This is a genomic window from Polaromonas sp. P4_F6 (assembly GCF_056401275.1).
In genome coordinates, this window is record NZ_JBFUJQ010000001.1 from 1,069,312 (window position 1) to 1,092,904 (window position 23,593).

22 protein-coding genes are annotated in these 23,593 nt (G+C 65.8%); 8 read left to right on the forward strand and 14 right to left on the reverse strand.

Annotated elements, in window-relative coordinates; all coding sequences use genetic code 11:
* Positions 1 to 105: 105 nt before the first annotated feature.
* From rplS to AC1DUN_RS05140, 3 genes are all read left to right on the forward strand, one after another.
* Positions 106 to 462 carry a 50S ribosomal protein L19 gene (gene rplS / locus AC1DUN_RS05130; RefSeq protein WP_074575637.1) on the forward strand — a complete coding sequence of 119 codons (357 nt, stop codon included), beginning with the start codon at positions 106 to 108 and terminating at the stop codon, positions 460 to 462.
* A 130-nt stretch (positions 463 to 592) separates the two neighbouring features.
* Positions 593 to 1,300 carry a CoA pyrophosphatase gene (locus AC1DUN_RS05135; RefSeq protein WP_477712996.1) on the forward strand — a complete coding sequence of 236 codons (708 nt, stop codon included), beginning with the start codon at positions 593 to 595 and terminating at the stop codon, positions 1,298 to 1,300.
* Positions 1,301 to 1,435: 135 nt separating this feature from the next.
* A complete protein-coding gene (locus AC1DUN_RS05140) occupies positions 1,436 to 2,464 on the forward strand; it encodes a CobD/CbiB family protein (RefSeq protein WP_477712997.1) in 1,029 nt (342 codons plus the stop codon).
* Positions 2,465 to 2,501: 37 nt separating this feature from the next.
* Here AC1DUN_RS05140 and rsgA read toward each other — a convergent pair whose 3' ends face one another.
* The 3 genes from rsgA to AC1DUN_RS05155 are packed head-to-tail and all read right to left on the reverse strand — an operon-like array spanning position 2,502 to position 5,088.
* On the reverse strand, positions 2,502 to 3,485 hold the full coding sequence (gene rsgA / locus AC1DUN_RS05145; protein WP_477660671.1) for a ribosome small subunit-dependent GTPase A: 984 nt from the start codon (positions 3,483 to 3,485) through the stop codon (positions 2,502 to 2,504).
* Entirely contained in the window at positions 3,482 to 3,802 is a 321-nt protein-coding gene (locus tag AC1DUN_RS05150) for a 4a-hydroxytetrahydrobiopterin dehydratase (RefSeq protein ID WP_477660672.1), read from the reverse strand. Before AC1DUN_RS05150 ends, rsgA begins: the two co-directional genes overlap by 4 nt.
* Complete coding sequence (locus AC1DUN_RS05155) at positions 3,799 to 5,088, reverse strand: M48 family metallopeptidase (RefSeq protein ID WP_477712998.1); 1,290 nt, start codon at positions 5,086 to 5,088, stop codon at positions 3,799 to 3,801. Before AC1DUN_RS05155 ends, AC1DUN_RS05150 begins: the two co-directional genes overlap by 4 nt.
* A 35-nt stretch (positions 5,089 to 5,123) precedes the next feature.
* Here AC1DUN_RS05155 and orn point away from each other — a divergent pair, with 35 nt between their 5' ends.
* The 3 genes from orn (at position 5,124) to AC1DUN_RS05170 (ending at position 7,939) form a co-directional block, all read left to right on the forward strand.
* Entirely contained in the window at positions 5,124 to 5,687 is a 564-nt protein-coding gene (gene orn, locus AC1DUN_RS05160) for an oligoribonuclease (protein WP_477712999.1), read from the forward strand.
* A 176-nt stretch (positions 5,688 to 5,863) separates the two neighbouring features.
* Positions 5,864 to 6,028, forward strand: coding sequence for a hypothetical protein (locus tag AC1DUN_RS05165; RefSeq protein WP_477713000.1), 165 nt, complete (start codon positions 5,864 to 5,866; stop codon positions 6,026 to 6,028).
* A gap of 15 nt (positions 6,029 to 6,043) precedes the next feature.
* A complete protein-coding gene (locus AC1DUN_RS05170) occupies positions 6,044 to 7,939 on the forward strand; it encodes a DEAD/DEAH box helicase (protein ID WP_477713001.1) in 1,896 nt (631 codons plus the stop codon).
* A gap of 102 nt (positions 7,940 to 8,041) precedes the next feature.
* On the opposite strand, the gene AC1DUN_RS05175 is transcribed toward AC1DUN_RS05170, so the two are convergent.
* From AC1DUN_RS05175 to AC1DUN_RS05190, 4 genes are all read right to left on the reverse strand, one after another.
* On the reverse strand, positions 8,042 to 8,938 hold the full coding sequence (locus tag AC1DUN_RS05175) for an NAD(P)-dependent oxidoreductase (RefSeq protein WP_477713002.1): 897 nt from the start codon (positions 8,936 to 8,938) through the stop codon (positions 8,042 to 8,044).
* Between the two features lie 92 nt (positions 8,939 to 9,030).
* Positions 9,031 to 10,389: an NAD(P)H-dependent oxidoreductase gene (locus AC1DUN_RS05180; protein WP_477713003.1), complete on the reverse strand. Its 1,359-nt coding sequence runs from the start codon at positions 10,387 to 10,389 to the stop codon at positions 9,031 to 9,033.
* A 4-nt stretch (positions 10,390 to 10,393) separates the two neighbouring features.
* Positions 10,394 to 11,275, reverse strand: coding sequence for a phytanoyl-CoA dioxygenase family protein (locus AC1DUN_RS05185; RefSeq protein ID WP_477713004.1), 882 nt, complete (start codon positions 11,273 to 11,275; stop codon positions 10,394 to 10,396).
* Between the two features lie 32 nt (positions 11,276 to 11,307).
* Positions 11,308 to 11,994, reverse strand: a complete 687-nt coding sequence (locus AC1DUN_RS05190) for a GntR family transcriptional regulator (RefSeq protein WP_477713005.1) — start codon at positions 11,992 to 11,994, stop codon at positions 11,308 to 11,310.
* A 135-nt stretch (positions 11,995 to 12,129) separates the two neighbouring features.
* Between AC1DUN_RS05190 and AC1DUN_RS05195 the strand changes: the two genes are divergently transcribed.
* Complete coding sequence (locus AC1DUN_RS05195) at positions 12,130 to 13,023, forward strand: alpha/beta hydrolase (RefSeq protein ID WP_477713006.1); 894 nt, start codon at positions 12,130 to 12,132, stop codon at positions 13,021 to 13,023.
* An 8-nt stretch (positions 13,024 to 13,031) separates the two neighbouring features.
* Here AC1DUN_RS05195 and AC1DUN_RS05200 read toward each other — a convergent pair whose 3' ends face one another.
* From AC1DUN_RS05200 to AC1DUN_RS05210, 3 genes are all read right to left on the reverse strand, one after another.
* Positions 13,032 to 14,009 (reverse strand): GMP reductase, encoded by a 978-nt coding sequence (locus AC1DUN_RS05200; protein WP_074575624.1) that lies wholly within the window; start codon positions 14,007 to 14,009, stop codon positions 13,032 to 13,034.
* Between the two features lie 217 nt (positions 14,010 to 14,226).
* The gene (locus AC1DUN_RS05205; RefSeq protein ID WP_477713007.1) at positions 14,227 to 17,238 is read right to left on the reverse strand and encodes a VIT domain-containing protein; all 3,012 of its coding nucleotides are present in this window, start codon (positions 17,236 to 17,238) and stop codon (positions 14,227 to 14,229) included.
* A gap of 77 nt (positions 17,239 to 17,315) precedes the next feature.
* The gene (locus tag AC1DUN_RS05210) at positions 17,316 to 18,041 is read right to left on the reverse strand and encodes a hypothetical protein (RefSeq protein WP_477713008.1); all 726 of its coding nucleotides are present in this window, start codon (positions 18,039 to 18,041) and stop codon (positions 17,316 to 17,318) included.
* A gap of 21 nt (positions 18,042 to 18,062) precedes the next feature.
* Here AC1DUN_RS05210 and AC1DUN_RS05215 point away from each other — a divergent pair, with 21 nt between their 5' ends.
* Positions 18,063 to 20,492 (forward strand): UvrD-helicase domain-containing protein, encoded by a 2,430-nt coding sequence (locus AC1DUN_RS05215; protein WP_477713009.1) that lies wholly within the window; start codon positions 18,063 to 18,065, stop codon positions 20,490 to 20,492.
* Positions 20,493 to 20,502: 10 nt separating this feature from the next.
* Here AC1DUN_RS05215 and AC1DUN_RS05220 read toward each other — a convergent pair whose 3' ends face one another.
* The 4 genes from AC1DUN_RS05220 to AC1DUN_RS05235 all read right to left on the reverse strand — a co-directional run bounded on the left by AC1DUN_RS05220 (position 20,503) and on the right by AC1DUN_RS05235 (position 23,586).
* Positions 20,503 to 21,273 carry a FecR family protein gene (locus AC1DUN_RS05220; protein ID WP_477713010.1) on the reverse strand — a complete coding sequence of 257 codons (771 nt, stop codon included), beginning with the start codon at positions 21,271 to 21,273 and terminating at the stop codon, positions 20,503 to 20,505.
* Between the two features lie 32 nt (positions 21,274 to 21,305).
* Positions 21,306 to 22,130 carry a BPSS1780 family membrane protein gene (locus AC1DUN_RS05225; protein ID WP_477660687.1) on the reverse strand — a complete coding sequence of 275 codons (825 nt, stop codon included), beginning with the start codon at positions 22,128 to 22,130 and terminating at the stop codon, positions 21,306 to 21,308.
* 103 nt (positions 22,131 to 22,233) lie between these two features.
* A complete protein-coding gene (locus AC1DUN_RS05230) occupies positions 22,234 to 23,184 on the reverse strand; it encodes a homoserine kinase (RefSeq protein WP_477713011.1) in 951 nt (316 codons plus the stop codon).
* A 54-nt stretch (positions 23,185 to 23,238) separates the two neighbouring features.
* The gene (locus tag AC1DUN_RS05235) at positions 23,239 to 23,586 is read right to left on the reverse strand and encodes a hypothetical protein (RefSeq protein ID WP_477713012.1); all 348 of its coding nucleotides are present in this window, start codon (positions 23,584 to 23,586) and stop codon (positions 23,239 to 23,241) included.
* Positions 23,587 to 23,593: the final 7 nt, after the last annotated feature.

Consider the following 23,593-nt stretch of genomic DNA (forward strand, 5'->3'; position numbering starts at 1 on the left):
CCTCTGGCGGCCACTGCAACCATCTGAATCATCTTCGGGTGAATCCATGGATTTGCGGTCTTTAGCGTAGCGCGTGCATGAACGAAAAAGTTAGATGGAAAAATCATGAATCTGATCCAGACCCTCGAGCAGGAAGAAATTTCCCGCCTCAACAAGACCATCCCCGCATACGCCCCTGGCGACACCGTCATCGTGAGCGTGAACGTGGTTGAAGGCAACCGCAAGCGTGTGCAGGCTTTTGAAGGCGTGGTGATTGCCAAGCGCAATCGCGGCCTGAACTCCAGCTTCATCGTCCGCAAGATCTCCAATGGCGAAGGCGTCGAGCGCACCTTCCAGGTGTACAGCCCGCTGATCGCCAAGATTGAAGTCAAGCGCCGCGGTGATGTGCGTCGCGCCAAGCTGTACTACCTGCGCAGCCGCAGCGGCAAATCCGCACGTATCAAGGAAAAGCTGGGCGCCTGATCTGCCGGTCCGGCCCGGCCGGACCCAGGGCAGCCCCAACAGCCCCTTTAAAAAAGCCGCTCACCGAGCGGCTTTTTTTATGCCCGGGGCCCCAAGCCAACAACCCCACCGCCCCACGTCGACGCGCTCCATGAACTCCTCCAAGCCGCTGCCCAAGTTTGACCCGCGCAGCATCCCGGTGCTGGGCATTGACGACCACCTGGCGGGGGTGCCGCTGGAGCGGCTGTCGCCGCAGGCCCTGCGCGAGCGCTTCCGGCATCCGCCGGTCTGGACACCCGAGCACAGCGTCGAGAAAAAATTCACCGACCGCACGCCGGCACTGGCGGCCGTCCTGGTGCCGCTGGTCATGCGCGACGAAGTGACCCTGCTGCTGACCGAGCGCACCACCAACCTCTCCACGCATTCCGGCCAGGTGGCCCTGCCGGGCGGCCGCACCGACGACACTGATCGCGATGCGGTGGACACCGCCTTGCGTGAAGCCCACGAGGAAATCGGCCTGCCGCGCGGCCATGTGGAGGTGCTGGGCACCTTGCCCACCTACGTCACGGGAACGGCCTTCATCATCACCCCGGTGGTGGCGCTCGTGAAACTCGGCTTCGCGCTGCAACCCAACCCCGGCGAGGTCGCCGACGTGTTCGAGGTGCCATTGGGCTACCTGATGAATCCCGCTCACCACCGTCGTCACGAGATGGAGTTCGACGGCGTTATCCGGCAATGGCTGTCCATGCCGTATTCCGACCCTGCGGTCGAAGGCGACAGCAGCGAAGCCCGCGAGCGCTACATCTGGGGCGCCACAGCCGGCATGCTGCGCAATCTCTACCGTTTTTTAAGCGCCTGAGGTGCTGCTGAGGCCGGATTTCAGGCCAGCATGAGCCGCGGAACCGGCTTCGCCGGGCCGCAGGCGGGCGGCCCCCTCGGGGGGGCGGCGACCCACACGAAGTGGGGGAGCGTGGGGGCCCGCTATGATTCATGCATGAGCTTTCTCGCCGTTTTGTTTGCACTCATCATCGAACAGGCCCGGCCGCTGGCCCGCGGCAACTGGGTTCATGCAGGCTTTCGCGGATGGGCGCGCTGGACCAACCGCAGCCTGGACGCCGGCAAACCCCAGCACGGCTGGATCGCCTGGACGGTCGCCGTCATCGTGCCGGCGCTGGTCACCATGCTGATCCACTGGCTGCTCTGGAGCATCAATGTCGTGCTGGCCTTTGCCTGGAGCGTGGCGATTCTTTACGTCACGCTGGGTTTTCGCCAGTTCAGCCACTACTTCACCGACATACGCGACGCGCTCGACGACGGCGACGAGGCCACGGCGCGCGAGCTGCTCGCGCAGTGGCGCCAGGTGGACGCCAGCGAACTGCCGCGCAGCGAAATCGTGCGCCACGTCATCGAGTATTCGGTGCTGGCCGCCCACCGCCATGTATTCGGCGTGCTGGCCTGGTTTTCGGTGCTGGCCGCGCTGGGCCTGGGCCCCGCGGGCGCGGTGCTTTACCGCATGAGCGAATTCGTCTCGCGCTACTGGGCTTACAAGCGTAAAACCGCCGCCGCGGCGGGCGAGGGCGCCAGCATGGCGCTGCAGCTGGCCGCCAGCCGCGCCTGGGGCGTGATCGACTATGTGCCGGCGCGCGTGACTTCGCTGGGTTTTGCGGTCGTCGGCAGTTTTGAGGACGCCATCGACGCCTGGCGCAACTACACGCAGCGCTTTGCGGCCAATGCGCCGGCCGCCGCCGAGAACCGCAACGACGGCATCATCCTGGCTGCCACCTCCGGCGCCGTGAACGTGCGCCTGGGCGGCGAGGCGCTCAAGGCCGCGTTCTCGCCAAACACCTCCCAGGGCTTCCAGGCCGGCGGGCTGGACTCGGAAGACAGCATTGCCACCGAGGCCACGCCGGGCCGGGAACCCGAAATCGCGCACTTGCGCAGCATCGTGGGGCTGGTGTGGCGCTCCGTGGTGCTCTGGATGGTGCTGCTGGCCTTGCTGACCCTGGCGCGCCTGCTGGGCTGATTCCACCAGCGAGCGCCTGCGTCCCCTTCTCAGATTCTCAGTAACGGCTCTGCGAAAGCTCCGCGAACAGTTCGCTGTACAGCCGGTACCGGTTGGCGCTGATGCTGCTGGGGTGGTCGCTTGCATTCACCTCGGCAATCACGCCGCAGCCCGGCTCATGCAGGTGGGTGCAGTTATAAAACTTGCAGTCCTGCGCATGGAGCCTGAGGTCCGGCATGTAGCCGGCCAGGCGCATGGGCTCTATGTGGTGCAGGCCGAATTCCTGGAAGCCCGGCGAATCGATTAGCGCCGTGGCGCGCGTGTTGCCGTCCCCGGTGTCCACCCAGTACAGCGTGGTGCTGGTGGTGGTGTGCTTGCCCGAATTCAGCGCCTGCGAGATCTCCGCCGTCAGCACACGCGCATCGGGCACCAGCAGGTTGGTCAGGCTGCTTTTGCCGGCGCCCGAGGGGCCCAGCACCAGGGTTTTTTTGCCGCGCAGCAGCTCGACCAGTTCATGCAATTCCGTGGCCTGGGTATTCGCCGGCCTCGATGCTTCGACCTTGGGCTTGATCGCCAGCGAAAGCATGCGGTAGCCCATGGTGCGGTAGGGCGCCAGCTTCGCCCAGGCGCGCGTAAAAGGCTCGCCCAGGTCGCTTTTGTTCAGCGCGATGACGGGGGTGATGCCTTCGGCTTCGGCGGCGATCAGCGCGCGGGTCAGCTGGCTTTCCGAAAACTCCGGCTCGGCCGCGATCAGGATCAACACCTGGTCCAGGTTGGCCGCGAAGGACTTGGTGCGCATCTCGTCCTGCCGGTAAAACAGGTTGCGGCGTTCCTCGATTTTTTCGATGGTGCCCTCGTCCTCCGAAGCCAGCCAGCGGATGCGGTCGCCGACCACGGCCTGGCTTTTTTTGCCGCGCGGGTGACAGATCAGGCGTTCGCCGGTTTCGGTTTCCACCAGCACATGGCGGCCGAAACCGGCCACCACCAGCCCCGGCTGCGTGCCCGCGATGGGGGCCGCGGCGGGGCGCCGGGGTTTGCTCAAGCGAGCAGGGCGTCTGCCTTGGACGCGCAGAAGAAGTCGCTGACGGAGATGCCGTCCACATCGTGGGTGTTGAAGCGCACCGTGCACTTGCCGTAGCTCACCGCGAGGTCGGGATGGTGGTCCTCGGCGTTGGCGATAAAGGCCAGCGCGTTCACGAAGGCAATGGTCTCGTAGTAATTCTTGAAGCTGTAGGTTTTTTCCAGCGAGCCGTCGATCAGGCGCCAGCCCAGGGCTTGCTCGCCGTTAAGTTTGCTCAGCTGCGTGACGATTTCGGTGGCGCTCAGGGCTCGCCGGTTCTGGTGGATGGGGTTGCTCATGTCGCGGCACTTTCAAGGGAAGGGGTCATGCGGCCCAGCCGCTCGGAGGCGGGAGGGTGCGAGTAATAGAACTTCACGAACACCGGGTCGGGTGTCAGCGTGCTGGCGTTGTCCTTGTAGAGCTTGAGCAGCGCGCTCTGCAAATCCCTGCCGTCGGTCTGGGCCACGGCATAGGCGTCGGCCTCGAACTCGTGCTTGCGCGAGAACTGGGCGAACACCGGCGAGATGAAAAAACTGAAAAGCGGCACCACCAGCAGGAACAGCAACAGGGCCAGCGCGTCGTTGGCGCCATTGAAATTCGGCCGCACGCCCAGGCCCGTGTAGAACCACACCTGCGACGACAGCCAGCCGAGCAGCGCGAAGCCGACCAGGCTCATGGCGAACATCGAGACGATGCGCTTGATGATGTGTTTGTGCTTGAAATGGCCCAGCTCATGCGCAAGCACGGCGTCGACCTCGCCGGGGCTCAGCTGCTTGAGCAGGGTGTCGTAAAACACCACGCGCTTGGCCGCGCCGAAACCCGTGAAGTAGGCATTGGCATGGGCCGAACGTTTGCTGCCGTCCATCACGAACAGGCCCTTGGCCGCGAAGCCGCAGCGCTGCATCAGGGCCGTCACGCGCGCCTTCAGTGCTTCGTCTTCCAGCGGCTTGAACTTGTTGAACAGCGGCGCGATCACGGTGGGGTAGAGCACCAGCACCAGCAGGTTAAAACCCATCCAGGCACCCCAGGCCCAAAGCCACCAGAGGCGCCCCGCGCTGCCCATCAGCCACAGGATCAGCGCCACGATAGGCAAGCCTATGACCAGGCCCACCAGCGTGGATTTCACGAGGTCGGCCAGCCAGAGCTTGAAGCTCATCTTGTTGAAGCCGAAACGTTCCTCGATGCGGAAGGTGCTGTAGAGGGTAAAGGGCAGGTCCAGCAGGCCGCTGACGAGGCCGAAGGCAGCCAGCAGGGCCAGCTGCGGCGCCAGCGCGCCCCAGGCGGCCAGGCCGGAGCCGGCCAGCGCCTGGTTCAGCGTGTCTATCCCGCCCAGCAAGGTCCAGCCCAGCAGTACGGCGGAGGCGAAGGCCGTCTCCAGCAGGCCGAAGCGCGCCTTGGTGATGGTGTAGTCGGCCGCTTTCTGGTGGGCTTCGAGCGAGATGGTGCCGGCAAAGGCCGCGGGCACGGCATCGCGGTGGCGCGCCACGTGGCGGATCTGCCGTGAAGCCAGGTAGAACTTCGTGAGCAGGCCCAGCACCAGCAAAGCCGAGAATACCCCGGTGAAAACAAGCGAATAGTCGGTCATAGCGGGCAGTTTAGGCGATCAGCGAGAATCTCGGCATGCCCGAAATTGAAACCACACTCAAAAAATCAGACCAGAACCTCGTCTGGCTGGACTGCGAAATGACCGGGCTGGACCCGGAAAAAGAGCGCCTGATTGAAATCGCCGTGATCGTGACCGGCCCCCAGCTCACGCCGCGCATCGAAGGCCCGGTCCTGGCGATCCACCAGAGCGACGAATTGCTGGACCAGATGGATGCCTGGAACAAGGGCACCCATGGGCGCAGCGGCCTGATCGACAAGGTCAAGGCCAGTACGGTGGACGAGGCCGACGCCGAGGCGCAGATACTGGCCTTCCTGGCCCAGTATGTGCCCAAGGGCAGCTCGCCCCTGTGCGGCAACACCATCAGCCAGGACAGGCGCTTTCTGGTCAAGTACATGCCCAGGCTGGAAGCCTTTTTGCACTACCGCAACGTCGACGTCAGCACCTTCAAGGAGCTGGCCAAGCGCTGGCGGCCCGAGGTCTACAGCGCCTTCAAAAAGCGCCAGAGCCATACGGCGCTGGCCGATGTGCACGAGTCCATCGACGAGCTGGAGCACTACCGGGAACATTTCCTGAAGTGATTCTTTGGCGATTTCGTCAGGCTGGGTAAGTAAAAGCTGCTCCTGAAATGAGAGCGGCTGCAAGGCCCGACAGCCTTTAATCCAGCGGGGGACTGGTAGAAACCCGTAAAGCACGCTATAATCGTGGGCTTGCAGTTGCACAGGGTGCGCTGCATTTGTACATCTACCTCACACTTTTGGACTCCAACAACGGAGTCACCGCTTCGGGCACAGCGTCAAGTTTGCCGCCCGGGCTGCATATTCGTTTGATGGTTGATGTTTTATTAACCATGAACGAATCCTTCCGCATCGCGGGAGGTGAAGTTTCCTGTTCCCTCGCCAAAAGCGCTGCGAACAGGTGATTAGTGAGAAAAAACATGACTGACTCTTTTGAGGCTCGTGGCGACTTTTTGCCTGAAGCCATTGCCAACGACAACAACGACACCGCTTTCAACGCCGCTGCGGATTTTTCCGATGCGCCTGAGGCCTCCACTTCGCTCGACGCAGTCGTGGCCGAACCCAACGGTTTTGTAGCGCTTGGCCTGGCCAAGGAACTGCTGCAGGCTGTCGCCGACATGGGTTTCACCAAGCCCACCGCCGTGCAGATGGCGACCATCCCCAAGGCCATGCAGGCCCTGGATGCCGATCCCAAGGCCGCCAAGTTCACCGACCTGCTGGTTTCCAGCCAGACCGGCAGCGGCAAGACCGCCGCTTTCCTGCTGCCCGTGCTGCACACCCTGCTCAAGCAGCAGGAAGAAGCCGAGCGTTTTGAGCGCGCCGAGTTCGAACGCCTGAGCGCTGAAGCTGTCGCGCGCGGCGAAGCGCCCCTGAAAAAGCCCAAGCGCAAGGACCCGACCAGCCCCCGCAACTTCAAGGCCGCCACGCCCGGCGCGCTGATCCTGTGCCCCACGCGCGAGCTGGCCCAGCAGGTCTGCGCCGACGCGATCGATCTGGTGCGCCATTGCCGCGGCCTGCGCATCGCCAACGTCGTTGGCGGCATCCCTTACCAGCTGCAAATCGCCAAGCTGCAGAACGCCAACCTCGTGGTCGCCACGCCCGGCCGCCTGCTTGACCTGCAGCGCAGCATGCAGATCAAGCTGGACCAGGTGCAGTTCCTCGTCGTCGACGAGGCCGACCGCATGCTGGACCTCGGCTTTGCCGACGACCTGACCGAAGTCAACCAGCTCACGATAGAACGCAAGCAGACCATGATGTTCAGCGCCACCTTCGCGCCCCGCATCATGCAGCTGGCCACCCGCGTCATGCGCACGCCGCAGCGCGTCGAGATCGACTCGCCGCACGAAAAGCACACCTCCATCACGCAATCGCTGCTGTGGGCCGACAACATGACCCACAAGCGCAAGCTGCTGGACCACCTGCTGCGCGACACCACCATCAACCAGGCCATCGTGTTTGCGAGCACCCAGGTTGAGTGCGACGGCCTGGCCAACGACCTGGTCCAGGAAGGCTTCAGCGCCGTGGCGCTGCACGGCGCGCTGAGCCAGGGCCTGCGCAACCGCCGCCTGATGGCTTTCCGCGACGGCCGCGTGCAGGTGCTGGTGGCGACCGACGTGGCCGCCCGCGGCCTGGACGTGCCCACCATCACCCACGTGATCAACTACGGCCTGCCCATGAAGGCCGAAGACTATGTGCACCGTATCGGCCGCACCGGCCGTGCCGGCCGCGAAGGCAAGGCCGTCACCATCGCCGAGTTCCGCGATCGCCGCAAGATCCAGGACATCGAGCACTACATGCAGCAGAACCTCAAGCCCAGCGTGATCGCCGGCCTGGAGCCGCAGCAGCGTTTCGCCCCCACCTCCGATCGCCCGCGCGGCAATTTCGGCGGTGACCGCGGCGGCCGCGGCTTCGGCGGCGGCGGTGGTGATCGCGGCGGCTTTGCCGGCCGCAAGCCGGCCGGTGGCTTCAGCAATGGCGGCTTTGCCGGCTTCGGCAACAACCGTTTCGAGCGCGACGACCGCGGCTCCTTCCAGGGCCGTCCTCCCGCACCGCAGGGCAACGGCTATGCCGACCGCTCCGGTTTCAACGACCGCGGCCCGCGCCGCCAGGACGACCGCGGCGGCTTCGGCGGCGGCCACAACGCCGGCTTCGCCCAGCGTGACGACCGCAATTTTGGCGCACGCAACGAAGGCTTCGCACCGCGCCCCGACTTCGCCAACCGCAAGCCTGGTTTTGCCAAGCCGGCCGGCAAGGTCTTTGTGCCCCGTGACGCGGCCAAGAAGGGCGGCAAGTTCTCCAAGCCCGTGCGCGACTGATTCTTCGCGACGGCTACGCCAATAAAAWGGCCGCTGCGGGCATTGTCCGCAGCGGCCTTTTTTTGATGCCTGGACCCGGGTCAGGCCCGCGCAGGGGCGCCGTCAGCTCATGCCGTTGCGGCTGGCCAGCTCGACAAACAGCGCCGATTGGTCCAGCTCGGTCAGGCCGTTCTCCACGCCTTCGGCATAAAGCCGCTCGAACAGCGCCGTGATCGGCGCTTCAAAACCGATCTCCTGTGCGGTCGCCAGCGCGTTGCGCATGTCCTTGAGCTGGATGTCCATGCGCGCGCGCGGCGCGAAGTCGCGCTCCAGCATGCGCTGGCCGTGCACTTGCAGCACGCGGCTGCCGGCAAAGCCGCCGGTAATGGCTTCTTTGACCTTGGCCATGTCGGCCCCCCCGCGCGAGGTGAACAGCAGCGCCTCGGCCACCGCGCCTATCGTGATGCCCACAATCATCTGGTTGGCCAGCTTGGTGAGCTGGCCGCTGCCGTGCGGGCCCACGTGGGTCGCGCGGCCGAAGTGTTGGAGCACCGGCAAGGCCCTGGCGAAATCTTCGGCCTTGCCGCCGGCCATGATGGCCAGCGTGCCGCTCTCCGCGCCGCCGGGGCCGCCCGACACGGGCGCATCGAGATGCGAAATGCCCAGCGCACCCAGGCGCGCCGCATGGTCGCGCGCTTCGCGCGGCTGGATGGATGCCATGTCGAGAAACAGGGCCCCCGGTTTCATCGCGGCAGCCACGCCCTGCGCGAACAGCACCTCTTCGACCACCGGGCCACTTTCCAGCATGCTGATGACGATGTCGGCGTTCGCCACCGCGGCGGCGGCGCGGGTATGGACCGAGGCACCGAGCGCGGCAAGCGGCCCGGCCTTGGCCGGCGTGCGGTTCCACACCTGCGGCGCGCAGCCGGCCGCGCAAAGCCGCCCGGCCATGGGAAGCCCCATGATGCCCGTGCCCAGGAAGGCAATGCGGGGAAGGGGCGTGTCGCTGGCGGTGGTCATTCGTGTCCTCACAATGGCTTTCAGCCATCATGAGGCCGGCCGCGCGAGAAGGCTGTCAGCGAGCTTTCTAGGCAGCGTTTCCAGATGTATTTTTATGCGGCTTTTTTCAGGGCCGGCGCGAACATGGCTTCCATTTCCTGCCGCACTTTGAACGCGGGCGTGGAGGTGTCCATGGCCACGTCGCCCCAGCTGAGGCTCTGGCCCTTTTTGACCGCGCGCACCACCTTGACCTGGTGCGCCAGGCCCAAGGGCAGGCCGCCCATCTTCATCGAGGTGTCGGCCGGCAGCAGCTTGCCCCAGACGGTGTAGCCGCCTTCGCCGTCCAGCATGTCGCCGGGCTGCAGGTCGCGCTTGGCCGTGGCCACCACATCGGCGTTCCAGCAGGTCGCCACGCCGGTCGGCTCGCCGCGCAGCGCCACACTGGCGACCGAGACGCCGACCTCCAGGCCTATCAGGTGCCAGCGTTTGTACAGCGTGAAATAGCGCCCGCTGGGGTCGGTGTGCGCGTTGTATTCCTCAAAGCAGTTCTTGATGTAGTCGGTCTCGGCCTCCACCGTGACCCAGACGCCCATGCGGATGTCATAGGGAATCTTGCGGCCGTTGGCCTCCAGCGAAGAGATCACCTCCACCATGCCCTTGCGTTCGAGCACGCCGCCCTCTTGAATAGGTCGTGTGACGTAAGGAATGTCTTCCACGCTGGCCGGCGGGTAGAGCAGGCCGTTGCTGGGCACGGTGAGGCCCGTGGCATTGGCCACGGCGGTGGATTCTATGGAAGGCTTGGAGCCGTCCAGAAAGCTGTTGAACATCTTCGGGTTCAGTCCGCCGCGCGCGGCCTGTTCGGGCGTGAGGCCGTAATTGCCCCATACCGTCTCGGGCGTGGATTCGCAAAAATGCGGCAGCCATTTGTGGCCGCGGCCCGCCGCCACCACCGGGAAGCCGCAGGTGCGGGCCCAGTCCACCAGGTCGCAAATCAATGCCGGCTGGTCGCCGAAAGCCAGCGAATACACCACGCCGGCCTGCGCCGCCTTGCGCGCCAGCAGCGGGCCGCAAAAAGCGTCGGCTTCCACCGTGACGTTGACCACATGCTTGCCGTGCGCAAAAGCCTGCAGGCAATGCTCCACCGCGGCAATCGGGTTGCCGGTGCATTCCACGATGATGTCGATCTGCGGGTGCGTGACCACCGCCTGCCAGTCCTCAGTGATCCACGTCGTGCCGGCCTTGATCGCCGCCTGCGCCGAGGCGGCCTGGGCCGTCTCGGGTTTCCAGCCCACGCGGGCGAGGTTGGCGCGCGCCGCGTCGGGCGACAAATCGGCGATCGCCACCAGGTGCACGCCCGGCGTGCGCGGGATTTGCGCGAGGTACATGGAGCCGAACTTGCCCGCGCCTATCAGGCCTATGCGCACCGGTTTGCCCTCAGCCGCGCGGTGCTGGAGTTTGCTGTAGAGATTCATGGGCTCAGGCCGCCTTGCGCTCGGGCGCGATTTCTTCCATCGAGGTTTGCAGCGCCGTGGCCGGCACGCCGTCCTTCCAGGGCAGGTCCACCGGGTAGTCCTTGAGCAGGCAGTCGTCGGGCAGGCAGCTGATGGGAGCGAAGTCGCGGTGGGCGATGTACTCGGGGCGCTTGTGGCGGCGTATGTGGTTGCTGACGGCGCACAGGCTCAGGTAGACGCTGACCCGGTTAAAGGGCGAGAGGTTGCTGCCCGAGGCATGCACCAGGCAGGAGTGGAACAAAATCATGGAGCCGGCCGGGCCCTTGGGGCTCACGATGCCGCCCTGCTTGCCGCCGGCGCGCTGCACCAGCTGGCGTATCAGCTCGTTGTCCACCGTCCACAGCGGGTAGCTGGTGGTGGTGAGGTCGTGCTTCGCATCGACCACGCCCTTCTTGTGGCTGCCCGGGATGAACATCAGCGGGCCGTTGTGCTCGGTCACCTCGTCCAGGAAGATGGCCACGTTCATCGCGCGCTCGGTCGGCATCATGTCGTCGTTCAGCCAGGTGCCGTAGTCCTGGTGCCACTGCCAGACGTCGCCTTCAAAGGCCATCTTGCCGTTGATCTTGAACTGGTGCATATAGAGCTGCTCGCCCAGCAGGTCCTCCACCGGCTCCACCATGCGCGGGTGCCGCGCAAGCCTGGCAAAAGGCTCGCTGTACATATGCGCCGCGAAGTTGGTGCGCACCGCGTCCTTGCCTTTTTCGCGGATGTTGTAGTTCTCGTGCCGGCTGTAGAGCTCGGGCACGGCGTCATTGAGCACCTGGATTTCTTGCGGCGTGAACAGGCCGGGGAAAAACAGGTAGCCGTCGCGGTCGAATTGGGCAAGTTGTTCGGGGCTCAGTCTCATCGCATGTCTCCTTCGGTAGTTGTCCGGGTGCTTCAGGGGGCGGTGGACGCGGCGGGCTGGGCCAGGGCGCTGGACAGCAGCCTGGCCAGGTTGTGGCCGGCTTCCTCGCCATGCTCGCGTATCAGGGCCTCGGCCTTTCCCGCGTCGCCGGCGGCAATGGCTTGGGCGATGGCCTGGTGTTCGTCCCAGATCGATTCGCGCATGGTCGACAGCTGCAGCACCGCGCCCATGGCGCGGCGTATGTGGTGCCAGTGCAGCTGCGCGCTCTGGGCGATCAGCGGGTTGCCCGAGGCTTCATAAATCGCCGCATGAAAGCGCGCATCGGCCGCCATCATGGCCTTGACGTCGCTGCCGCGCGCGGCTTCGCGGCCCTGGCTGACCAGCTGCGGGTCCAGCCGGGCATGCGCCTGCGCGGCCAGGCGGGCGGCCAGCGCATCGAGTGCGCTGCGCACCTGGTAAATCTGCACCAGCCAAGCCACGTCCAGCGGCGCGACCAGCACGCCGCGGCCGGGTGCGTCCAGCACAAAGCCGTCTTTTTTCAGCAGGCGCAGGGCCTGCAGCACCGGCTGGCGCGAGACCGCGAGCTGCGCGGCAATCTCTTCCTGCGTGATGCGCGCGCCCGGCGCCAGCGAGCCCTCGCTGATGGCGTCCAGCAGGTTGCGGTAGACCTGGTCGACCAGGTCGGGGGTGGATTCGATTTTGATCAGTCGGGAAGTCATATTTGTACTCTGTATACAGAATACATTGACATGGAAACTGATGTGGCAGGGTTTACCCGGGTGCGACGATGGGCTGGCCGGGCTGTGCCAAGATGGCGGCCACTGACCGCTTTGCCATTTTTCAGGAGAACAACAATGAACCCCTTCGATCCCGCCTGGCTGGACCGCATGTACAACAACCGCGCGCTGGTGCCCGAGCACCCGGCCTACTTCGCGCGCTGGGCCGCCGACTCGCAGGCCGTGCGCAAGCGCCTGCCCTGCCAGGTGGACGTGCCCTACGGCAACCATGCGGGTGAAATGCTGGATGTATTTCCCGCGGGCGGCTTCGGCACGCAAGGCGTCAAGGCGGGCAAGGGCGCGCCGGTGCTGGTGTTCATCCACGGCGGCTACTGGCGGGCCCTGGACAAGTCCGACCACTCCTTCATCGTGCCGCCCTTCACCGAGGCCGGCGCCTGTGTCGTGGTGCCCAACTACGCCCTATGCCCCGCGGTGACAATTCCCGACATCACCATGCAGATGGTCAAGGCCCTGGCCTGGACCTGGCGCCATATCGCCCGCTACGGCGGCGACCCCAGCCGCATCACGGTGGCCGGGCACTCGGCTGGCGGCCACCTGGCGGCCATGCTGCTGCTGTGCGACTGGAAGGCCTATGCCGGCGACCTGCCGGCGGACCTGGTGAAAAATGCGCTGTCGATTTCAGGCCTTTACGACCTGGAGCCCATGCGCCACGCGCCCTTCGTGAAAGACTCGCTCAAGCTCACGCCCGAGCAGGTCGCCAAGGCCAGCCCGGCGCTGCTGCCGGCGCCGCGCCGCGGCACGCTCTACAGCGTGGCGGGGGCTGACGAAAGCGCCGAGTTCCTGCGCCAGAACCTGCTGATCCAGCAGGCCTGGGGTGAACGCATCGTGCCGGTGTGCGAATCGCATTTGCGCCGCAACCACTTCAGCGCGCTGGACGCGCTGGTGGAGACGGACCACCGCCTGCACGGCCTGGCGCTGGATTTGTTGGGGCTTGCCGGCAAGCCTGCGTAAGCAGGCCCTTACATCAGCAGGTGTTCACCTGCGTTGTCGCCGCCCAGCGTGACGTAGTTGACCTTGCGGATGTCCAGCAGCCGGGTGCCGCCGGCATAGCTGATGGAGCTCTGGATGTCTTCCTCCATCTCGCGCAGCGTGTCGGCCAGCGTGCCCTTGACCGGCTCGAGGATGCGCTTGCCCTCGACGTGCTTGTACTCGCCCTTGTTGAAGTCCGAGGCGCTGCCGTAGTACTCCTTGAAGAGCTTGCCGTCGACCTCGACGGTCTTGCCCGGGCTTTCTTCCAGGCCCGCCAGCATGGAGCCAATCATCACCATGGTCGCGCCAAAGCGCACCGACTTGGCGATGTCGCCGTGCTCGCGTATGCCGCCGTCGGCAATGATGGGCTTGGTCGCCACGCGCGCGCACCACTTGAGCGCCGACAGCTGCCAGCCGCCGGTACCGAAGCCGGTCTTCATCTTGGTGATGCAGACCTTGCCCGGGCCTATGCCGACCTTGGTCGCGTCGGCGCCCCAGTTTTCGAGGTCGATGACGGCTTCGGGCGTGCCCACATTGCCGGCGATCACAAAGGAGGCCGGCAGCTTCTGCTTGAGGTAGGCGATCATCTTCTGCACGGTGTCCGCATGGCCGTGCGCGATGTCGATGGTGATGTACTCGGGCACCAGGCCCTCGGCGGCCAGGCGGTCCACCGTGTCGTAGTCGGGTTTTTTCACGCCCAGCGAGATGGAGGCGTAGGCGCCGCGGGCCTTCATGTCTTTCACGAACTGGACGTTGTCCAGGTCGAAGCGGTGCATCACGTAGAAGTAGCCGTTCTTCGCCATCCAGGCGCAGATCTCCTCGTTGACCACCGTTTTCATATTGGCCGGCACCACCGGGATGCGGAAGCTGCGCCCGCCCAGCGTCGCGCTGGCGTCGCATTCCGAACGGCTTTCCACGCGGCATTTGCGCGGCAGCAGCAGGATGTTGTCGTAGTCGAAGATTTCCATGATTCCCAAGCTCCTTAAAAACTGTTGAAGAAACAGAAGGCGCTTGGACTGGACCGGCTTGCTGGCAGGCGCTTGCAATGGGTGCAAGGCTGAAACAAAAAACCGGGCGCAATTGCTTGGGCCCGGTGATTGATTCTATGCGCCTCTCATGCAGAGAGCACCCCGCATGGCGTTATAGCCTTTATATGCACAGTGGCATCTTGCTTTTTGGGAGGGCTCAGCGCAGCTCGATCTCGGCCACACGCACCGTCTCCTGGCCGCGCGTGAGCCGCAAGGTGGTCCACTCGTCGCGCGCCTGCGGCGTGCCGAAGCCGGTGGTCACACGCACCATCACCGTGGTGCCGGCCGACAGCACCTGCTGGCGATGGCCGAAAAACTGGGCTTCCACACCGTACTTGCCGGGTTTGGCCGTCTTGAGCGAAAACTCCTCGGGGCCGTAGCCGCCCGTGGCGTCCGGGCTCATGGCGCCGCCCTGGTAGCTCAGGCGGTTGGCGTAGCTGGCCCTCTCGCCGTTCGGGTCGCTGACCCACATGTCGATGTCGGTGTCGTCGGTATCCCAGGCCATCACCACACGCAAGGCCAGCGGCAGGTTGCGGCGCAGGCGAGTGTCCACCCGGCCCAGGTCCAGCGCGGGCTGGCCGCCGGTGATGCTCGTAGAGGCCTGCGCGGCGATCGCGTTGAGTTCGGCCAGCGCGATCATGTTGATGCCGGCGAAGCGGCCGTTCCAGGGCTGCGACACCACTTCCCACAAGGCATTGACGGCGCGCTGCGGCTGGCCGCTCTCGGCCAGCGCCAGGCCCAGGTCGCGCCAGGACTGCGGCTCGTTGGGCGCCAGCTCGCTGATGCGCTCGAACACCGGCACGGCCAGGTCGTTGCGACGCGCCTGCACCAGACGGTAGGCGTAAAGGCGCAGCAGCTGGCGGTTTTCCAGGTTCATCTCGGCGAGGTTGGAGAGCACGCGCAGCCCCAGCTCGGGCAGGCCGCGCTCAAAAAACACACCGGCCGCATCCATGTAGAAGGAACTGCTGCTGAGGTAAGCGGCGCGTTCGTCGAGGTAGACGCGGTAGAGGTCGTCCTTGCCGGCATTCTGCAAGCGCTTCATATAGGGTGCATCGGGTGTCCAGGCCTGCAGCGCGATGGTGGCGGCGGGCGCTGTTGTGGCCTGTTTGGCGCTGCGCTGGTCGGCGCTGTCGGCGCGCGCTTCGGCGGCCATGGCGGGCGCGGCCGATCGGGCCGGTGCAGCGGGTGCTGCCGCTGCGGGCGCGGCGGGCGCCGGCATCGGTACGGCCCTGGCCTGTTCGCGTGAACGTGCCGCACCGGCCAGGCTACCCACAGCGCCCTGGCTGACCTGCATCTCGGCCTTGGGCTCGGCGCGTTTGGGCGTGTCCTTGGGAAAGTCCTTGTCCCACCAGCGCTGCTTCTCATCAAACTGCCGCACCATGGCCTCGATGTGCGCCTGCCGTGTCTGCGCCGCCTGCGCGAGTTGTTGCTGGCCCAGCCGCGCGACTTCATCGGCGAGCTCGGGCGGGGCCGGAAGGCTGTAACGCGCATAGTCGGAGGCCAGCTCCAGCACGATCAGCGAGCTGTTGGGCCCCACGATGCCGTGCGCCGCCGCGATGCGCTGGAGTTCGCCGCTGTTGAGGCCCGGGTTTTCGGCCAGCTCGGCGCTGCGCCACTGGGCCCATTGCTGGCCGGGCCAGTGGCCGCTGACCGGCTTGGCATTGACTTGCAAAGCCAGCGTGCGCCGGCGCCCGTCCGGGTGCGCGAGTGTGATGTCGACGCGGGCGCTGCTGTCCAGCAGCTCGCCGGCCACCGAGATGCGGCCCTGGCTGATGCGCGTTGTCGGCGCCACCAGCTGCCGTGCCGACAGGCTGTCCAGCTTCGTGATGCGCCAGCCCTGCATCAGCATGGCCTGCGCGCCTTCGTCGGGCGATTGCAGGGCGGCATCCACCAGTGCGCCGCCGGTGCGGTCGGCCAGCCGGGCCAGCCGCGCCATGTCGGCGGAAGCCGCGCCGTTGATCACCATCACCGGTGCCGTGTGGGTGTAGCGAATGGTTTTTTTGCCATCCGTCATCAGGCCGTCGGTCACCATCAAGGTGGTATCCACGTCGGCGGGAATCGGCAGCTCGTCGAAGTTGCTGGAACCGTCAAAAGGCTCCGCGCGCAGCGCATCGGCCAGTTCCTCAAAGCGGCCCGGCGCCACGGTGAAGCTGCGCACGGCTTCGGCCTTGTTGCGCACCACCAGCAGGCTGAGCCTCACGGGTTGCCCAAGCTTGCGGAAATAGGCCTCCAGCACCGGCAGCACCCGGGCCTGCGCGGCGGCCGAAGCCGAGGCGTCCCACACCAGCGCGATGTGTGAAGGCGCGGGCCGCCTCACCAGTTCGTCACGCAGGTCAAGCTGCCCGGCAAAAAAAGTCTTGCCGGCGGTCTCGCCCACCATGACTTGCGGCTTGCCGGTGCGGCGCAGCGCAAGCTGTAGCCAGCCGGCCGGGCCTTGCGGCGCCTGCCACTGGTTTTTTTGCAGGCTCAGTTCCATGCCGGTGGTGCCGGTGTTCAACTCGGCGCCGGCGGGCGCCTGCAGCAGCTGCACATCCTGGCGGGCCGCGCCGTGGGCGCGAACACTGACTTGCAGCTGGCCTACGGTGGAGGCGAAGGCCAGCGGCACCCTGAGCACGCCGGCATCGCGCTGGCGCGCCAGGGTTTCGGTGATGCTGAGCACCACGCGCCGCTCCCCCATGGCCGGGATCGGGTAGACGCGCAGCTTGTACTGGTTGCCGGCCGCGGCTTCCAGCAGCCCCGGGTCCACGCGCCGGCGGCGTATGTCTTCAAAGATTTCCTGGCCCTTGGCCTTGGGCACGGGCACCGCGTCGCGCAGCCGGCCGTTGACGTCCAGCGCGAAGCCGGTCACCACCTGGCCTTCCTGCAGCGGGAACTGCAGCTCGCCTTCGAGCACGCGGGGGTTGGGGTTAAAGAGGCGCAGCTCGACACGGGTGCGGGCCTGGTCGCCGAAGACGTCGACCTCCACCGAAGCCGCGCGCAGCTGTATGGGCTGGCCCGTGTTGTGGTTGACGGCGATGGCCGGCGGCCGCCAGTCGGGTGGCGGCATGAATTTGATGCCCTGGGGAGGCTGCGCGACCGGGCTGAGGGCCAGCGCCTGGAGGCTGAAGCAGGCCGCGGCTGCGGCCTGGAGGAAACGGATGATGCTGCGTGCGGTGTAGCCTTGTGGCATTGAAATCCCCTTGTTGTTGGCGATGCACCCTGAAACGGGGCGTGCGCCGAAAAGGGGTTAAACGGCGTGAAATATTTTCAGGGCGCGCAGCGGGATTGCGCCGCGGCCAGCACCCGGCCCTTGTCGTCCTCCACCCAGCCCAGCACCCGCATGCGTTCGGGGTTCGCGCCTTGCGCGATGCTCATGGAGCGCGCGTCGAAGAAGCGGTTCGGTGCGCCCTTGGCCGGCGGCTTGCGGCCGTCCCAGGGGACCTGGATCACATTCCTGACCAGGTTGCGCTCCACCGCCGAGCCTTCGGTGCCCGCAGGCAGGGTTTCGACCAGGGCCAGCCAGGCCGTCCACTGCCGGCCTTTGGCGGCCGCGGGGATGGGTTTGAGCTCAATCGAGGTGCCCAGGTAGCCGCTGAGCGGCAGGCCGTGGGCCACGCGCAGGGTGGCGCCCTGCAGCCCGCGAACCGGCAGGGTGCTGGCCAGGGCTTGCGCGGGCGGGCTCTGGCGCAGTGCCGCCAGCCGGTCCAGCGCCTCGCGGGCGGCCACGGCCGACAGCGGCGCGTCGTCGCCCTTGTCGCCGGGCAGCACCCAGTCCAGCGCGAGCTGGCCGGCGTTGGCCTTGGGCGTGGCGGGGTCGGCCCAGCAGCTCTCGCAATTGGCGTTGATGAAACGCTCCAGGAGCTGCGCGGGCCGGGGCTGGCCGTCGCTGGCGCAAAAGGACTGGGCCCGCGCCTGCCCGGCCGCCAGTGCCGCCAGGAGGGCGATTAACGCTGTGAAGGGCAGGGCCGAAGTACGGGGAACAAATGGTTTCATCGAGGCTTTCTACAATGAGGGATGTTCTCAGAAGTCGCGCCAACCTCCCCACTCTTACAAAATCTTAACCCGGAGCAGCTGGCCGCGGTCACCTTGCCCCCCACGCATGCCCTGATTCTCGCGGGGGCGGGCTCCGGCAAGACCCGGGTTTTGACGACGCGCATCGCCTGGCTGCTGCAGACCGGCCAGGTCTCGCCGGGCGGCATCCTGGCCGTGACCTTCACCAACAAGGCCGCCAAGGAAATGCTGGCGCGCCTGTCGGCCATGCTGCCGGTCAATGTGCGCGGCATGTGGATAGGCACCTTCCACGGCCTGTGCAACCGCTTTTTGCGCGCCCACTACAAGCTGGCCAACCTGCCGCAGAGCTTCCAGATTTTGGACACGCAGGATCAGCTCTCGGCCATCAAGCGCCTGTGCAAGCAGTTCAACATCGACGACGAGCGTTTCCCGCCCAAGGAATTGATGTGGTTCATCGCCGGCAACAAGGAAGACGGCCTGCGCGCCAAGGACGTGCAGGTGCGCGACGAAGAGGGCCGCAAAAAGGTCGAGATCTACGCGCTTTATGAAGAGCAGTGCCAGCGCGAAGGCGTGGTTGATTTCGGCGAGCTCATGCTGCGCAGCTACGAGCTGCTGCAGGGCAACGCGGCGGTGCGCGAGCACTACCAGCGTCGCTTTCGCCACATCCTGATCGACGAGTTCCAGGACACCAACAAGCTGCAGTACGCCTGGATCAAGATGCTGGCGGGGCAGGGAGATGCCGCCCAGGGCGGCCAGGCCATGCCCGGCGGCTCGGTGATCGCGGTCGGCGACGACGACCAGAGCATTTACGCCTTTCGCGGCGCGCGCGTGGGCAATATGGCCGACTTCGTGCGCGAGTTCGAGGTGCAGCACCAGATCAAGCTGGAGCGCAACTACCGCAGCTTCGGCAATATCCTCGACTCGGCCAACGAGCTGATCAGCCACAACAGCAAGCGCCTGGGTAAAAACCTGCGCACCGAGGCCGGCCCCGGCGAGCCGGTGCGCGTGTATGAATCGGCCAGCGATTTCGCCGAGGCGCAGTGGTTTGTCGACGAGGTCAAGCAGCTCGTGCGCGACGGCGTGGAACGCAAGGAGATCGCGCTGCTTTACCGCAGCAATGCGCAGAGCCGGGTGATGGAGACCGCGCTTTTTAATGCCGGCGTGCCCTACCGCGTCTACGGTGGGCTGCGCTTTTTCGAGCGTGCCGAAATCAAGCATGCGCTCGCTTACCTGCGCCTGCTGGAGAACCCGCGTGACGACACCAGCTTTATGCGCGTCGTCAATTTCCCGCCGCGCGGCATAGGCGCGCGCAGCATAGAGCAGCTGCAGGACACCGCGCGCGCCGCGGGCTGCTCGCTCTATGACGGCGTGAGCGCCGTGCCGGGCAAGGCCGGCGCCAACCTGGGCGCTTTCGCCGCGAAGATCGACGTGTTGCGCGAGCAGACCACGGGCCTGAGCCTGCGCGAGATCATCGAGCTGGTGCTGCAGCACAGCGGCCTCGAAGAACACTACAAAACCGAAAAAGAAGGCCAGGACCGGCTGGAGAATCTGGCCGAACTGGTCAATGCCGCCGAGTCCTTCGTGAGCCAGGAGGGCTTTGGCCGCGATGCGGTGGCGTTGCCGGTCGATGAACTGGGCGCGCGGCTCACGCAGTCGCCGGCCAGCCAGGGGCTGGATGCGTCCGCGCCCCAGCTCAACGAGCCCTTGCCCGAGGCTCTGGCGCCCGACACCGAAACCGGCGAGACGCTGTCGCCGCTGGCCGCCTTCTTGACGCATGCAGCGCTGGAATCCGGCGACAACCAGGCGCAGGCCGGCCAGGACGCGGTGCAGCTCATGACGGTGCATTCCTCCAAGGGGCTGGAGTTCGACTGCGTCTTCATCACCGGCCTGGAAGACGGCATCTTCCCGCACGAAAACTCCATGAGCGACCGCGACGGGCTGGAGGAAGAACGCCGCCTGATGTATGTCGCCATCACGCGCGCGCGCAAGCGGCTGTACCTCAGCCATTCACAGACCCGCATGCTGCACGGCCAGACGCGCTACAACCTCAAGAGCCGCTTTTTTGACGAGCTGCCGGAGTCCGCGCTCAAATGGATCACGCCCAAAAACCAGGGTTTTGCCTCGGGCATGGGCGGTTCAGGCGCCTGGGGTGGCAGCGGCCAGGCGGGCGGCGGGCGCAAGGACTGGGCCAGCAATGTGTTCTCGTCCAAGGCCGGCGCTTCCGAGCGTTTCGCCAATCCGCCGGTGCCGCCGCAAAAGAGCACGCCCTCGCACGGGCTCAGGACCGGCATGGAAGTGTTCCACGCCAAGTTCGGCGAAGGCAAGGTGATGATGCTCGAAGGCAGCGGCGACGATGCGCGCGCGCAGATCAATTTCACGCGCCACGGCGTGAAATGGCTGGCACTGAGCGTCGCCAAGCTGACTGTTGTCTAGCGTCTAGCGCTTATCGCGTCGGCGGCATGACCGGCATCTGCGCCGGGTGCATCTGGCCCGGCTGCGGGTCCATATAACCGCGGCCGTCCTTCACGCCTTTTTTGCCGGCGATCTGCCAGGCGGTCCGCTGGTCGACCAGGCCGGCCAGGAACTCCAGTTCCTCGTCGCTGTGGTTGATGGCATTGGCGGGCGTCAGCCGGCGGCCGTCCCTGGGTGCCACCTCTCCCCAGAAGGACTGGTGGTAGTTGGACTGCGAGAGTACTTTTTCGCCGTTCGACTCCATGTCGACCGTGCCGTAGCAGTTGCAGAAATAGCTGCGATTGTCCTGGTTGGCGAACACCTCGGCATACACGCCGGTGCCGCGTATGCCGGCCGTCAGGGTGGGCATGACGATGGAGCGGCTGCTGCCCTTGCCCCAGACGCTGACCACGGCGCCGGTGATCATGCGCAGCAGGCTCACGCTGTTGAGCGAGCTGCCGCGCTCCACCGTCATCATCGAGTTCTCGCGCACCTGGAAGGCCGAATTGCCGATGACAAACATCAGGTTGGAGCCCGGCCCGGTCTGTACCTGGTCGCCGGTCATGATGGTCTGGCCGTTTTGCAGCCGGCTGCCGTTGAGCAGGGCGTCGCCCCGGAGTTCGACGATATTGCTGCGCTGCTGGGCCATGGCGGCGGGCAGGCCGCCCATGGCGACCCAGGCCGCGGCGGCCTTGAGCGTGTCACGTCTTTGAAACCACAAAATCTCTTTTTCGCTACGGCCTTGCAACTGGTGCTGGGTCATGAAGAATCTCCGGTGGGATAACGGTGGGGTCGTCAGGATTTGTCGTCAATGTTATGGGCGTCCTCAGCGCTCCCCGTCGAATCGTCGGGTGGCGTGGCCACGAAGCTATCACGAAACGTGAAGTAAATCGAGGTGGAAAACATGGCTGCCATGAGCAGCGCCAGCGGCATCATGGCCGCGGCCATCAGGGTGGCGCTGCCCGTCAGGCCGGTGATGATGCTCAGCACAATGCCCATGCCCAGGAACACGGCGAACCAGCCCAGGCCGTACATCAGGAAGGCGCCCGCGTTGCGTATGCAGGCGACAAAGCTGAAAAACAGGCTTTTGACCGGTGAAATGCCGTGCCAGTGGACCAGCGCCGGCGCATGCCAGAACAGCAGCGAGACCGGCAGGTAAAGCAGCATGGTGACCAGCATGGTCAGCTGGAACTGCGGCGCCAGCATGGCTTCTCGGCCGGCCTCGGCTGTTGCGGGCGCGGCGGCCGGCACGGGCGGCGCGTCCACCAGGAAGGGCACCACCATCACGATCAGCAGGCAGGCCGCGGCATACAGCGCGCCCAGCACCAGCATGGCGCGCATGCGCTGGCGGCCCGCGCGGAAAGCGCTGACCAGCACCGTGGGCATGGGAAATTTGCCCTTGAGGGCTTCCTGCGTGGCGGCCATCAGGCCCAGCGTGGCGGCCGGCACGATCATGAAGGCGAGGATCAGCCCCAGCACCGGCAACAGCGACAGCAGCGTTCCCACCGCCATATAGAGGAAGAACAGGCCCGACATGGCCAGCGGCTGCTGCAAAAAGGTTTTGACGCCCAGCTTGACCCAGGTGATGCCGGTGCTCGCGGGAACGATGTTGAGTTTCATGGTCTTCAGGACTTCGGGAAGGGTTGCCAGGAAGGAACCGGGCGGGGATTGCAGGGGCAGTGTGCCTCAAACCGGCGGGCGCTGCCCGCCGCGCCCGCGGGACTTAAAGAAGGTAAGGCCGCGCCAGCCGCTCGCGCAGCACTCGCTCGAAGTGGCTGGGGTCGTGCGCCTTGAGCACGGCGGCTTCGCGCGGCAAATGCAAATCCCACAGCCGGGACAGCCAGAAACGCAGGGCGCCGGCGCGCTGCATGGCCGGCAGCAGCTGGCGTTCCTGCGCGGTCAGCGGGCGCACCGCCTGGTAGGCCGCCAGAAAGGCCGCGGAACGTTCATCGTCTTTGGCGCCGGTGGCCAGGTCTATACACCAGTCGTTGAGGCAGACCGCGATGTCGAACAAAAAGGTGTCGCAGCCGGCGAAATAAAAGTCGAAAAAGCCGGTGAGCTTGCCGTCCTCGAACATCACGTTGTCGCGGAACAGGTCGGCATGCACGACGCCGCTGGGCAGGCTGCGGCAGGCCGAAGAAGCCGCCACATGGTTCTGGTAGGCCAGCTCGCCCAGGATCAGGCTGCTTTGTTCGGGTGTCAGGTGGGGCAGCACCACGGGCACCGTCTCGTTCCACCATTCCAGGCCGCGCAGGTTGGGCTGGCGGCGCGGGTAGTCCAGGCCGGCCAGGTGCATGCGCGCCAGCGCCTCGCCCACGCCGGCGCAGTGCGCTGCCGTGGGCGCCAGTTCGCTGTGGCCGCGCAGCTTGCTGACCACCGAGGCGGGCTTGCCCTTGAGCTCGTGGAGGATGTTGCCTTTGGTGTCGCCCGCCGGGTCGGGCACGGGGATGCCGTGCGCCGCCAGGTGCTGCATCAGGTGCAGGTAGAAGGGCAACTGCTCGAAGCTCAGGCGCTCGAACAGGGTCAGCACATACTGGCCCTGGTCGGTGTCCACAAAGTAGTTGGTGTTTTCGATGCCGCCCGCGGCACCCTTGATGTTCTGCAGCTGCCCCAGATTCAGGGCGTTCAAGAACGCTGCAGCCTCGTCAAACGAGACTTCGGTGTATACGGCCATGCCTGAAACTGAACCCTGAAATTCTTGGAGTTGTGTGTCTGGAGAGGGTGGAAATCAGAACTTCAGCACGTTCCACACGCGGCTGCCGTTGGTGTCGTTGCTGGTCGACCCCGGTGCGCCGCCGCGTGCGCCTTCGGCGGGCTTGACTTCATAGGCCGCGCCGCCGGTCTTGGGTTGCACGGTGATCTGCTGGGTTTCGCCGCCTACGCGAAGCTCGTCGATGCGGGTGCCGGCATCTTCGGTGCGTATGCGCTTGATGGCTTGGTCGGGGCGTCCCGAGGGGGCCGGCGCCGCCTCTGCCTTGGCGGGCGGCGCGGCGTTTTGCGCGGGTGCCTGGGCCATGGCCGCGGCCAGCGGCAGCGCTGCGGCTGCAGCGATAAGGAGGCGGAAAGCGTGGTTCATGCCTGCA

Excerpts from the sequence above, each read along its gene's own strand:
- rplS (WP_074575637.1), top strand. The coding sequence starts at position 106 with ATGAATCTGATCCAGACCCTCGAGCAGGAAGAAATTTCCCGCCTCAAC.
- AC1DUN_RS05135 (WP_477712996.1), top strand. The coding sequence starts at position 593 with ATGAACTCCTCCAAGCCGCTGCCCAAGTTTGACCCGCGCAGCATCCCG.
- AC1DUN_RS05140 (WP_477712997.1), top strand. The coding sequence starts at position 1,436 with ATGAGCTTTCTCGCCGTTTTGTTTGCACTCATCATCGAACAGGCCCGG.
- AC1DUN_RS05150 (WP_477660672.1), bottom strand. The coding sequence starts at position 3,802 with ATGAGCAACCCCATCCACCAGAACCGGCGAGCCCTGAGCGCCACCGAA.
- AC1DUN_RS05155 (WP_477712998.1), bottom strand. The coding sequence starts at position 5,088 with ATGACCGACTATTCGCTTGTTTTCACCGGGGTATTCTCGGCTTTGCTG.
- orn (WP_477712999.1), top strand. The coding sequence starts at position 5,124 with ATGCCCGAAATTGAAACCACACTCAAAAAATCAGACCAGAACCTCGTC.
- AC1DUN_RS05170 (WP_477713001.1), top strand. The coding sequence starts at position 6,044 with ATGACTGACTCTTTTGAGGCTCGTGGCGACTTTTTGCCTGAAGCCATT.
- AC1DUN_RS05175 (WP_477713002.1), bottom strand. The coding sequence starts at position 8,938 with ATGACCACCGCCAGCGACACGCCCCTTCCCCGCATTGCCTTCCTGGGC.
- AC1DUN_RS05180 (WP_477713003.1), bottom strand. The coding sequence starts at position 10,389 with ATGAATCTCTACAGCAAACTCCAGCACCGCGCGGCTGAGGGCAAACCG.
- AC1DUN_RS05185 (WP_477713004.1), bottom strand. The coding sequence starts at position 11,275 with ATGAGACTGAGCCCCGAACAACTTGCCCAATTCGACCGCGACGGCTAC.
- AC1DUN_RS05190 (WP_477713005.1), bottom strand. The coding sequence starts at position 11,994 with ATGACTTCCCGACTGATCAAAATCGAATCCACCCCCGACCTGGTCGAC.
- AC1DUN_RS05195 (WP_477713006.1), top strand. The coding sequence starts at position 12,130 with ATGAACCCCTTCGATCCCGCCTGGCTGGACCGCATGTACAACAACCGC.
- AC1DUN_RS05200 (WP_074575624.1), bottom strand. The coding sequence starts at position 14,009 with ATGGAAATCTTCGACTACGACAACATCCTGCTGCTGCCGCGCAAATGC.
- AC1DUN_RS05205 (WP_477713007.1), bottom strand. The coding sequence starts at position 17,238 with ATGCCACAAGGCTACACCGCACGCAGCATCATCCGTTTCCTCCAGGCC.
- AC1DUN_RS05210 (WP_477713008.1), bottom strand. The coding sequence starts at position 18,041 with ATGAAACCATTTGTTCCCCGTACTTCGGCCCTGCCCTTCACAGCGTTA.
- AC1DUN_RS05215 (WP_477713009.1), top strand. The coding sequence starts at position 18,063 with ATGTTCTCAGAAGTCGCGCCAACCTCCCCACTCTTACAAAATCTTAAC.
- AC1DUN_RS05220 (WP_477713010.1), bottom strand. The coding sequence starts at position 21,273 with ATGACCCAGCACCAGTTGCAAGGCCGTAGCGAAAAAGAGATTTTGTGG.
- AC1DUN_RS05225 (WP_477660687.1), bottom strand. The coding sequence starts at position 22,130 with ATGAAACTCAACATCGTTCCCGCGAGCACCGGCATCACCTGGGTCAAG.
- AC1DUN_RS05230 (WP_477713011.1), bottom strand. The coding sequence starts at position 23,184 with ATGGCCGTATACACCGAAGTCTCGTTTGACGAGGCTGCAGCGTTCTTG.
- AC1DUN_RS05235 (WP_477713012.1), bottom strand. The coding sequence starts at position 23,586 with ATGAACCACGCTTTCCGCCTCCTTATCGCTGCAGCCGCAGCGCTGCCG.